The 11,536-nt window shown below is 30.2% G+C and carries 13 protein-coding genes; 7 read left to right on the top strand and 6 right to left on the bottom strand.

Annotated features, from left to right (window positions below; all coding sequences use genetic code 11):
* Positions 1–135 precede the first annotated feature (135 nt).
* Positions 136–666, bottom strand: a complete 531-nt coding sequence (locus DUT90_RS10010) for an RNA methyltransferase (protein WP_114427048.1) — start codon at positions 664–666, stop codon at positions 136–138.
* Positions 667–786: 120 nt separating this feature from the next.
* Between DUT90_RS10010 and mutS the strand changes: the two genes are divergently transcribed.
* Positions 787–3,396, top strand: a complete 2,610-nt coding sequence (gene mutS / locus DUT90_RS10005; protein WP_114427047.1) for a DNA mismatch repair protein MutS — start codon at positions 787–789, stop codon at positions 3,394–3,396.
* Between the two features lie 39 nt (positions 3,397–3,435).
* Here mutS and DUT90_RS10000 read toward each other — a convergent pair whose 3' ends face one another.
* Complete coding sequence (locus DUT90_RS10000; protein WP_114427046.1) at positions 3,436–4,332, bottom strand: LamG-like jellyroll fold domain-containing protein; 897 nt, start codon at positions 4,330–4,332, stop codon at positions 3,436–3,438.
* A gap of 111 nt (positions 4,333–4,443) precedes the next feature.
* On the opposite strand from DUT90_RS10000, the gene DUT90_RS09995 reads away from it, so the two are divergent.
* The gene (locus DUT90_RS09995) at positions 4,444–4,725 is read left to right on the top strand and encodes a twin-arginine translocase TatA/TatE family subunit (RefSeq protein WP_114427045.1); all 282 of its coding nucleotides are present in this window, start codon (positions 4,444–4,446) and stop codon (positions 4,723–4,725) included.
* 115 nt (positions 4,726–4,840) lie between these two features.
* Here DUT90_RS09995 and DUT90_RS09990 read toward each other — a convergent pair whose 3' ends face one another.
* The 3 genes from DUT90_RS09990 to DUT90_RS09975 form a co-directional block, all read right to left on the bottom strand.
* On the bottom strand, positions 4,841–5,482 hold the full coding sequence (locus DUT90_RS09990) for an O-methyltransferase (protein WP_114427044.1): 642 nt from the start codon (positions 5,480–5,482) through the stop codon (positions 4,841–4,843).
* Between the two features lie 403 nt (positions 5,483–5,885).
* Positions 5,886–6,452 carry a sigma-70 family RNA polymerase sigma factor gene (locus tag DUT90_RS09980; protein WP_114427042.1) on the bottom strand — a complete coding sequence of 189 codons (567 nt, stop codon included), beginning with the start codon at positions 6,450–6,452 and terminating at the stop codon, positions 5,886–5,888.
* Between the two features lie 26 nt (positions 6,453–6,478).
* Entirely contained in the window at positions 6,479–6,958 is a 480-nt protein-coding gene (locus DUT90_RS09975) for a nuclear transport factor 2 family protein (RefSeq protein ID WP_114427041.1), read from the bottom strand.
* 139 nt (positions 6,959–7,097) lie between these two features.
* Between DUT90_RS09975 and panB the strand changes: the two genes are divergently transcribed.
* From panB to DUT90_RS09950, 5 genes are all read left to right on the top strand, one after another.
* Positions 7,098–7,916 (top strand): 3-methyl-2-oxobutanoate hydroxymethyltransferase, encoded by an 819-nt coding sequence (gene panB / locus DUT90_RS09970; RefSeq protein WP_114427040.1) that lies wholly within the window; start codon positions 7,098–7,100, stop codon positions 7,914–7,916.
* 134 nt (positions 7,917–8,050) lie between these two features.
* Positions 8,051–8,989, top strand: a complete 939-nt coding sequence (locus DUT90_RS09965) for a 2-hydroxyacid dehydrogenase (RefSeq protein WP_114427039.1) — start codon at positions 8,051–8,053, stop codon at positions 8,987–8,989.
* A gap of 25 nt (positions 8,990–9,014) precedes the next feature.
* Positions 9,015–9,473: a DUF1801 domain-containing protein gene (locus DUT90_RS09960; RefSeq protein WP_114427038.1), complete on the top strand. Its 459-nt coding sequence runs from the start codon at positions 9,015–9,017 to the stop codon at positions 9,471–9,473.
* 255 nt (positions 9,474–9,728) lie between these two features.
* Positions 9,729–10,115 (top strand): VOC family protein, encoded by a 387-nt coding sequence (locus tag DUT90_RS09955; protein ID WP_114427037.1) that lies wholly within the window; start codon positions 9,729–9,731, stop codon positions 10,113–10,115.
* A gap of 17 nt (positions 10,116–10,132) precedes the next feature.
* Entirely contained in the window at positions 10,133–10,531 is a 399-nt protein-coding gene (locus DUT90_RS09950) for a DoxX family protein (protein ID WP_114427036.1), read from the top strand.
* Between the two features lie 131 nt (positions 10,532–10,662).
* Here the strand turns inward: DUT90_RS09950 and DUT90_RS09945 are convergent, their stop codons facing one another.
* On the bottom strand, positions 10,663–11,520 hold the full coding sequence (locus tag DUT90_RS09945) for a class I SAM-dependent methyltransferase (protein ID WP_114427035.1): 858 nt from the start codon (positions 11,518–11,520) through the stop codon (positions 10,663–10,665).
* Between the last annotated feature and the right edge of the window lie 16 nt (positions 11,521–11,536).

Raw genomic sequence — 11,536 nt, 5'->3', positions numbered from 1 at the left:
TTTTAGAAGCTATTTCCAGCTTTCTGCACTCGCTTTTTTTGTTTTGTAAAAAACAAAAAAGAGCTCAAACAAATGCTTCAATCTGGGCTAAACGTGTTTGTTAACTTTACGTTTTAAAAGTTATGCTTTGTCAGTCTAATTGCTAATTTTACAAAACAAATCCCAAATAACAACACCAGTAGTCACAGAGATGTTTAAGGAGTGTTTGGTACCCAATTGCGGAATTTCAATACACAAATCAGAAGCATCTACAACCTCTTGTTGCACTCCTTTCACTTCATTACCCATTACAATAGCATATTTTTGGTTTTTTTCAGGAATAAAAGCATCTAGTTTTGTACTATCTTCTGCTTGTTCAATGGCTAGTATTTTTATACGTTCTGCCTTTAGACTTTCAACCAATTCTAAAGTATTTTCTGCATACTCCCAATCTACAGAGGCAGTAGCCCCCAAAGCTGTTTTATGAATTTCTTTATTGGGTGGGGTTGCACTAATGCCACACAAATATATTTTTTCTATCAAAAAAGCGTCACTTGTTCTAAAAACAGAACCAATATTATTTAAACTTCTAACGTTATCTAAAACAACAATTAATGGTGTTTTTTTAGAAACTTTAAATTCTTCAACACTAATCCTGTTCAGTTCGTTGTTTTTTAATTTTCTCATTTTAGTCTTTAGACTTTTATATTCAGACGTTAGTAAGACTGTTGAAAACTAAAAACCACCAACTAACGACTAAAAACTATATTTTCTATCTTCGCAAAACTAACCCAAAAATTCTAAAACTTGGCAAAATCAAAAGGTAAAAAGGTAACCCCTTTAATGAAACAATACAACAGTATCAAGGTAAAGTACCCAGATGCAATGTTATTGTTTAGAGTGGGCGATTTTTACGAAACTTTTGGTGAAGATGCCAAAAAAGCTGCAGAAATTTTAGGCATTATTCTTACCAAAAGAGGCGCAGGCTCTGAGTCTGAAACAGCTTTAGCAGGTTTTCCGCACCACTCTCTAAACACCTATTTGCCAAAGTTAGTAAAAGCGGGTATGCGGGTAGCTATTTGCGATCAGTTAGAAGATCCTAAAATGACTAAAACTATCGTAAAACGTGGTGTTACAGAACTAGTTACTCCTGGAGTTTCTTTAAATGACGAAGTTTTACAAACTAAAAAAAACAACTTTTTAGCAGCCGTTCATTTTGATAAAAAACAACTTGGTATTTCTTTTTTAGACGTCTCTACAGGAGAATATTTGGTAGCCCAAGGTAATGCAGAATATATAGACAAATTATTACAAAACTTTACACCAAGTGAGGTTTTGGTACAAAAACAAAACAAACAAAAATTTCTTGAACTGTTTGAAAATAGATACTACATATTTTATCTAGACGATTGGGTTTTTCAAGCAGTATATGCTAATGAAACCTTACAAAATCATTTTGAAGTTAAGACCTTAAAAGGATTTGGGGTTCAAGACCTAAAAACAGGAATTATTGCTGCTGGTGCAGTGTTGTACTATTTGTCTGAAACACAACATAATCAATTAAAACACATTCAAAATATTAGCAGAATTGCAGAAGACAATTATATTTGGATGGATAGATTTACTGTTAGAAACTTAGAACTCTACAATCCTAATTCTGTGAACGCTGTTACACTTTTAGATGTAATAGACAAAACCATTTCACCTATGGGTGGCCGCTTGTTAAAACGTTGGTTGGCATTACCTTTAAAAGATATTAATGCCATTAAAGACCGTCATGAATTGGTCAAATTTTTTATAGACTCAGATGTTTTTTCGCAAACGGTAACCTATCAACTCAAACAAATATCAGACCTAGAAAGACTCATTTCTAAAGTAGCCACAGCAAAGGCTTCACCAAGAGAAATTGTACTTTTAAAAAACTCTTTAAAAGCCATTTTACCCATAAAAAAGGCTACTGAACAAAGTAAAAACAATACGGTAAAAACCTTAGGCAAGCAATTGCATGCTTGTAATGATTTGATTGATAAAATTTCTAATACACTTTTTGAAGATGCTCCTGTAAACATTACCAAAGGCAATGCTATTGCAGATGGTGTTCATCAAGAATTGGATGATTTACGTGCTATTTCAAATTCAGGAAAGCAATATCTGGATGATATGCTTACGCGAGAAACAGAACGTACAGGAATTACCAGCTTAAAAATTGCGTTTAACAATGTTTTTGGCTACTATATTGAAGTTAGAAATACGCATAAAGATAAAGTACCCCAAGAATGGATTAGAAAACAAACCCTAGTTTCTGCAGAAAGATACATTACAGAAGAACTTAAAGAATACGAAACTAAAATTTTGGGTGCCGAAGAAAAAATTCAGGTTCTAGAGCAAGAAATTTTTAGCAAGTTATTGCTCTATATCATTCAATTTGTACAAAAAGTACAAGAAAACGCACAAATTATTGCAAAAATTGACTGTTTATTGTCTTTTTCTGTTTTAGCAATAGATAACAATTACGTGCGTCCTATTATGGATGAAAGTACAGATTTAGATATTAAAAACGGACGTCATCCTGTTATTGAAAAACAATTACCCATAGATCAACATTATATTGCCAATGATGTTGTTTTAAATAGAAATCAGCAACAAATCATTATGATTACTGGACCAAATATGTCTGGTAAATCTGCTATTTTAAGACAAACTGCATTAATTGTTTTGTTAGCACAAATGGGTAGTTATGTACCCGCACAAAACGCTAAAATTGGTATTGTAGATAAAATTTTTACCAGAGTTGGTGCCAGTGATAATATTTCTATGGGAGAATCTACGTTTATGGTAGAAATGAATGAAACGGCTTCAATTTTAAATAATGTTTCTGAAAGAAGTTTAATTTTATTAGATGAAATTGGACGAGGAACCTCTACTTATGATGGAATTTCTATTGCTTGGGCAATTGCAGAATTTCTGCATGAACATCCTGCCAATGCAAAAACGCTATTTGCTACACATTATCATGAATTGAATGAAATGACAGCCACTTTTGAGCGCATCAAAAACTTTAATGTTTCTGTAAAAGAGTTAGAAGACAACATCATTTTCTTACGCAAATTAGTTTCTGGAGGTTCTAATCATAGTTTTGGAATTCACGTTGCAAAATTAGCAGGAATGCCAAATATGGTTATTCATAGAGCCAATAAAATACTGGCTCAATTAGAAAAAAACAATAAAAATGCAGAAGTAAAAGACGTTTTAAAACAAACACAACATGATGAAATGCAACTCAGTTTTTTTCAGTTAGATGACCCCTTGTTAGAAAATATTAGAGAGGAAATTTTAGCGACTAATATTGATACCTTAACACCAATTGAAGCGTTGATGAAGTTAAATGAGATTAAGCGTATGCTTATAAAAAAGTAATGTTTATGACGCATACTTTATAAAAACCTTTGTTTTTAGCTACTTCTCTAATAAATCTTGCACACCATTTTTAAGTGTATACAAATGTTTAATCTCTTCTGGAAACAAGTATTTGTTGTAAATAGAAATTTCATCCATAAGACCAATGTAACCTAAGCCTAAATAGATTTTAGCATTATGAATATCCCAAGTAAAAGGGTCTTTAATTTCATTTCTCACACCTTTAAACACGCCGTTAACATAAATAGCAGCTTCACCATTTCTATTTAAGTTTTTAAAATTTATCACAATATGTGTCCAACTTTTATTGCTAAATCCTGGTTCATCAACAGTAACTAGTTGATTTATAAATATTGGATTTTCATTGTCTGGTCCTTTAGGATTTGGATTCCAACTATCACGATCTCCAATAACTCCAAGACGAAAATCTCTTGGGTTTTCTTTGGTAAAATCTACCCAAAAACCAGCATCATTATAACCAGAATCTGTAATTTGAATGGGGTCACAATATCCAGGTTCTAGATCTTCATCAGGATTTAAACTTAACCAAAAAGAAATAGCTCCTTCCCATGCTTCTTTGGTATAATTCATATTCCCTTTTGCATTGTAATACAAATATCCTTTACTATCTTCTGTGTATGAAAGTGCATCACCATAAAGCCCTTTTCCTTTGGCAATAGTTACTCCTTGTTTATAAAGCCCTACTTTTGCAAAATCTCTTTGTTTACGATTGGTAACAGTGTATAAGTTTGTATCTCCTTTACCAAATACAGCCTTTGTGCCATTATCAAAAGAAGTAAAAAAGGTTAGTGAGTTTCTTAAAGATATGGCTTCTTTTTTAGTAATGTTTTTATTTTTATTTTGAGTTGTTTTTTTGGTACAAGAAAATATAAAAAGAAAAACCAAACTGTACAAAACTTGTTTTGTAAAACGCATAAGAGATATTTTTAACAAATATACCTGAAAATAAGTAATGTTTTTGTTAATAGGGGTTTTGTAAAAAATAAAAGCAATAAAAGTTGATTAAAAAGTAATTATATTTGCATTATGAATTCAATATTGTTATTTATTAGTGGGCCAGAAATTATGGTGGTAATGCTTATTGTTGTCATGGTATTTGGTGCAGATAAAATTCCTGAAATAGCAAGAGGTTTAGGAAAAGGGATGCGTCAAGTAAAAGATGCTACAAATGATATTAAAAGAGAAATAAAAGAAAGTTCTGAAAAACAAGGAATTGATACAGATATTACTAAAGATATTAAAAAAGAAATTGGCGAAGTAAAAGATAATTTAGATGATCTTACAGGGCCAATTAAAAGACAAATGTAAGTTTACAAACACCCAAAAAAACGTCACGGTTTGTGTAAACTGTGACGTTTTTTTGTTTATTATCTTTTTTTAAAGTCTGTATTAAAAATCTAAAATAAGTTTAATTTTACACAAATTATATAACCCTGCTAACTGTTAAACCATCACGAATTGGTAACAAAACCGTTTCTATTCTATTGTCAGCATTTAAGAGGTTGTTATACTCTAAAAGCACTTTGGTATCTGTATCTTTTGGATCTAATTTTTCTACCACTTTGCCACTCCACAATACGTTATCTGATAAAATAATTCCTTCAGGATTTATCTTGTCTATAATTAAATGAAAATAATTGATATAGTTAGATTTGTCTGCATCAATAAAAACCAAGTCAAAAGTAGTGTTTAGCTTGGGTATAATCTGTGTGGCATCTCCTACAAATTGTTCAATTTGGTTTCGGTAGCCAGATTTTTCAAAATATTTATTTTGTAATGTTTCTAATTCTTCATTTTTATCTATCGTAATTATTTTTCCTTCAGGATGTAATCCTTCAGCAAAACATAAAGCAGAATACCCTGTATACGTTCCAATTTCTAAAACCGTTTTTGGTTGAACCAATTTAGAAATCATACTTAAAATTCTTCCTTGAAAAGCACCGCTTAACATTCTTGGATTTAATACTTTTTGCCAAGTTTCTTTACTAAGTTCTTGTAATATTTTGGGTTCTTGTTGCGAGTGTCTTACAACATAGTTGTCTATATTTTCTGGTAAAAAATGCATATTATCGTACCTACTATTATGGTGTTTCAATGTATCAAAAATAAAAAAACGGAATTTATATTTCTATAAAATCCGTTTCAATCTAACAAAAAATCAAAAAATGTAGTTTTTAAAAAAACTACAAAAAAATTTTTATTGTGCTTGGAGTTTTTCAAACTCTTCTTTTAATAGATCTTTTGCATTATCTGGCATGCAATGATTTACATGCTGACAACTTCTTGCATGACCTTTATATATTTTTGTAAGAGTCATATTTTGCTTTGTATATTTAAAGCAAATTTTACACCTAATAAAATGAAGGTTTAACTTCAATTTTTCCAATAAACTAGCTTCACCATATTGATTTTTATCGCAAATGGTTGTGGCTTGATCGCATGTTATTTTTAAACTTTTAAACATTTTTCTAAGTATTAAACCAGTTATCTTCCATACATTTTCTGAGCTGTGTTCTTGCTCTGTGTATCATAACCCATAAGTTTGACGCAGTAATATCTAGTTCCTTACAAATTTCTTCAGTTTCAAATTCTTGTATGGTTTTCATTCTAAAAACCATGCCGTATTTTTGAGGTAATGCATCAATACAAGACTCTAGTTGAGATTTTAATTCTTCGTTCTCTATAGATTTTTCAGATTGGTTATCCCAACTTTGAGGTACTCTTTCTTCTAACCAATTTCCTTCGTTTTCACCATCATCATAAAAATTCATTCTAACTTCAGCTTGCCCTTTTTTAGAATTAATTTTTCTATAATAATCAATAATTTTTCGCTTTAAAATTGAAACTAACCAGGTTCTTTCTGTTGATTTTCCTTGAAAATTTTTTGCAGATTTTAATCCTGCAAAGAACGTTTCTTGTACAAGGTCTTTTGCTAAATCTCCGTCATTAACACGTACAATAGCATAATTATACATATAATCTGCATAATTATCTATCCATTTACTAGTATCTAATACAACTTGTTCTTCTGCCATTTTAAAATAAAAAACCAAATATAATGTTATTTTTTTTGTTTTGCATCCTCACAATTAGCTCTTCTTCTCATATCTACCAAATAAATAATTTTCCAAATTCCGTTGTCATTAAACAATTGAAAAGAATTTGCACCACAATGACTAAAATTTCCGTTTAAAAAAAATGAATACGGTGTCCAAACCGAAGCCAAGTTTCCATCTACATGTATTGTGTAAGAATGTATTTTTTCTAAATACATATCTGCTGTTTTTTTGCTAGCAACTTGCTTTAATAAATTTGATTTTGTCTGTGTTCTCAACTGTTTTTCTCCTTCACTAGTGGTAAATGTTGTCTGAATTTTAAGATTTTTATGTAAAGTGCTTTTTAAAAGTGTACTATCGCCTTTATGTAAACCTATAAAAAACGTTTTTAGTACTTCTTTTATTGACTTTTCTTCATTTTGGTTTTGAGCAGATGCTGTTACTGAACATAATAGAACTGTAAATACAATAATAATTCTTGACATAAAATGTTGATTTTAAAACAACTAAAACTAATCAAAAAAAATTGTGCTTGTTAAACAATAACTAAGATTAACGAAACATTAACTCGTTTTAAATCTCTCAATATTTCTTACATTTACACTATTCTAAAACAAAAAAAGAATGTCTACAGCAAAAAAAGAATACAAAAAAGTTACTGTAAAATCTCTAGTAGATATGAAGAAACATGGAGAAAAGATCTCCATGTTAACAGCCTATGATTTTACCATGGCCAAAATATTAGATGGTGCAGGAATTGATGTGCTTTTAGTTGGCGATTCTGCCTCTAACGTAATGGCAGGTCATGAAACTACTTTACCTATTACTCTAGATCAAATGATTTATCATGCGAGTTCTGTAGTTAGAGCTATTGACCGTTGTTTGGTTGTGGTAGATTTACCTTTTGGTAGTTATCAATCTGATCCTAAAGAAGCATTGCGTTCTGCGATTAGAATTATGAAAGAAAGTGGTGCACATTCTATAAAATTAGAAGGTGGTAAAGAAATAAAAGAATCTATAAAACGTATTTTAAATGCAGGAATACCTGTTATGGGGCATTTGGGTTTAACACCACAGTCTATATACAAATTTGGAACATATACTGTAAGAGCTAAAGAAGAGAAAGAAGCAGAACAGTTGATGGAAGATGCTTTAATGTTAGAAAGAATTGGTTGTTTTGCGGTAGTATTGGAAAAAGTACCTGCAAAATTAGCAAAGAAAGTGGCCGACACTATTTCTATTCCGGTAATAGGTATTGGAGCAGGAAATAATGTAGATGGACAAGTTTTGGTTACCCATGATATGATTGGAATGACACACGAATTTCATCCTCGTTTTTTAAGACGATATTTAGATTTATATAAAGAAATGACAAGTGCTTTTGAATCTTATATTAATGATGTAAAAAGTGGTGATTTCCCTAGCGAAAAAGAACAGTATTAAATTAGTTTTTAGAAAGTAAGAAAAACTCTTTTTTTACTGTTTACTATGTATCATTAATTTCTTTTTTATATGTTTTTGATTTTATTGCTCATAAAACTTGACATCTAATCATTTACTCTCTATAACCATCTAATTTGAAAATTCTACACCTAGATACAAACCACCCTCTTTTACTAAATCAATTAAATGATTTAGGGTTTATTAATGATGAAGATTATACTTCATCTAAAGAAGTTGTTGAAGAAAAAATTCACTTGTACGATGGTTTTATCATTAGAAGCCGTTTTAAAATTGATAAAAACTTTTTAGACAAAGCCACAAATTTAAAGTTTATTGGTAGGGTTGGCGCTGGTTTAGAAAATATAGATTGTGATTATGCTTTATCTAAAAACATACATTTAATTGCTGCTCCAGAAGGTAATAGAAATGCAGTTGGCGAGCACGCTTTAGGAATGTTACTATCACTCTTTAACAAACTTAATACCGCCGATAAAGAAGTAAGAAATGGAAAATGGTTGCGTGAAGAAAATAGAGGAATTGAGCTTGATGGAAAAACCGTTGGTTTAATTGGCTACGGCAATATGGGAAAATCTTTTGCAAAAAAACTACGCGGTTTTGATGTCCAGGTTATATGCTACGATATAAAACCTGGTGTTGGTGATGAAAATTGCACCCAAGTTTCTTTATTAGAATTGCAAAATAAAGCTGATGTTTTGAGTTTACATACACCGCAAACCAACCTAACCAAACAAATGATAAATATTGATTTTATCAATAATTTTAGAAATAATTTTTGGTTGATAAATACTGCACGAGGTTCAGCTGTGGTTACCAAAGACTTAGTGTCTGCTCTTAAATCTGGCAAAGTTTTAGGCGCAGGGTTAGATGTTTTAGAATATGAAAAAACGTCTTTTGAAAACTTATTTTCTGACCATAAAATGCCCAAAGCTTTCAACTATTTGATCAATTCAGAAAAGGTACTTTTATCTCCTCATGTTGCGGGTTGGACTATAGAAAGCAAAGAAAAATTGGCGCAAACTATTGTCAATAAAATAAAAGTAAAGTTTTGTTAACTTGTAACCATCAAAATTTGATGTTATGCAATACAAAGCAAGTTCTCCAGAAGATTATATTAATCAAGTTCCAGAAGATCGTAAAGAGACTCTAAAAAAGTTACGCAACATTATCAAAGATAATTTACCCAAAGGTTTCAAAGAAGGTATGCAATATAGTTTTATCAGCTATTTTGTTCCGCATTCTATATATCCTAAAGGATATCATTGCAACCCAAAAGAACCATTACCTTTTATAAGTTTTGCTTCACAAAAAAACTCCATAAACTTGTATCATAGTGGTATTTATGCAATTCCAAAACTTCATAATTGGTTTGTTTCAGAATATCCAAAACATTGCAAACGCAAACTAGATATGGGAAAAAGTTGTATTCGATTTAAAAAAACAGACGAAATCCCATTTGATTTAATTGCCCAATTGTGCCAAAAAATTACAGTTGAACAATGGATTAAAATTTACGAAACCAATATTAAAAAGAATTAAATTTTACCTGTTATGCATTTTGAAAAATTCTGTCAATTCGAGTGTATTTTATGATTGAAGTGAGTAAAATTTGTATCGAAAATAAGAATTTTTAGCTTATAAATGGTTCTCGATACAATTTTTCGTTCCTCAAAATCACTCGAACTGACATTTATCTAGTTTCTGCACTAAAATGCACAACAGGTTAAATTCTTATTTCTAATATAGATTACAGCAATCTTACATACTCAAAAGTTTACATAAAACATACTACACATGAAAAATAGAGTAACAGGAATTGGCGGTTTATTTTTTAAAAGCAATGACCCTAAAGCATCCAAAGACTGGTATAAAAAATATTTAGGTTTTAATACTGATGAATGGGGCTGTACATTTTGGTGGAAAGATAAAAATGGGAATGAATGTTCTACACAATGGAGTCCTTTTGACAAACATACAGATTATTTTAAGCCTTCTCAAAAGGAATTTATGTTTAATTATCGTGTGGAAAATTTAGTTGAACTTATGACTCAATTAAAAGAAGAAGGCGTTACTATTGTTGCTGAAATACAAGAATATGATTATGGTAAGTTTGGTTGGATTTTAGACAACGAAGGCAATAAAATAGAACTTTGGGAACCTATAGATTCCGCTTTTAAATAACTATTAAAACTACTTAGATGCGCTTTTTATCTAATCATCCTGCAGAAATTCTTATTTTACTTTTTTTAACCATTACTTTTTTAGTATCTGTTTTTGAAAAAACAACAGATTGGAAAGGAAACGTACATTTTATAAAAGAACATTTTAAACTATCTCCTTTAAAAAACTACGTTCCATTCTTATTAGCTATTGTTTTACTAACAGAAATATTTGCTTGTATTTTTATGGGTATTGGTATGTATCAAATTTACACTTCAGAGGCAAAGGAGTATGCTTTATTTGGTGTAAGTCTTGCAGCGGTTACTTTACTTTTTTTGTTAATAGGGCAACGTTTGGCCAAAGATTATCCAGGAGCGATGTCTTTAGCCGTCTATTTTATCGTTACGCTTTTGGGTGTATTTCTTTTAAATAATTAAAAACTATTATTTTTATTAAAGTTATAATAAAAAACTATTAAATTATCAATGAAAAGAAGCTTTTTAAGCTCTTTTTATTTTTATTTAGACTTATGTGTTGTTTGTGCTACAAAATTAAATCTAACCCCGCTTTAAATCTTTTTTAACACATAAATTATAGAAGAATACTCAGAAGTTGTCCTTGCTTTAAGATTTGAAAGAAATCCTTTAGCAAAAGCCTGTATAGGCTTCATTTTTCCATGCTTGTATTTTTCACTTAGCAGCGAAACATAATATGCATCAAATTTCATAGGTATCGTTTTTTCAACAATCATACTTTCTTCTGTAAATATTTTATGAATTGATGTTTGTGAGAAATGCCAAATATGTCTTGGTACATCATAAGCTGCCCAATATTCTTTATAATGTTTTGCATCGTAACTATTAAAATTAGGTACAGCAATTACAAGTTTACCATCTTCAGATAACAACTCTATAATTTTAGAAATGTAATCTGAAAGGTTTTTTACATGTTCTAAAACATGCCATAGTGTTATAACATCAAATGTTGTTCTTTCAACTTGTCCTAAATCTTCTTTTAAGAAAATGCCTTTTTCAGCAGCCTTATTTATAGCACTAATGTTTGGCTCTACTCCAGAAACAGTCCAACCATTATTTGCACAAATTTTTAAAAAATCTCCTGTACCCGCTCCAACATCTAAAACCGTTTTTGTTTTTGTTTTAAATGAGTTGAGTAACTTTAATTTTCTTTTGAGTGTTATATTTTTTACAGATTGATATACTTTATCTAAAGATGATGTTTTGCTATCTGTATGAGATATATAGTTTTCACTTTTATAATAATTTTCTAAATCTGAAGGTATAGGTGAGGTAACCATCATATCAAATTCAGAATTAAACATAACCTCATACGTTTCTCCAGAAACAGTATAATCTTTACAATTTAAAAAAGGTTTTAATCCTTTTTGTAAATCTCTTTTCTTCTCCATGTTGTTCTTTTTTCAA

It is taken from the genome of Polaribacter sp. WD7 (assembly GCF_003335085.1).
In the GTDB taxonomy this organism is placed as follows: domain Bacteria; phylum Bacteroidota; class Bacteroidia; order Flavobacteriales; family Flavobacteriaceae; genus Polaribacter.
Note: the sequence above shows the minus strand (reverse complement) of the source record. Positions and strands in the feature narration are given on the sequence as shown.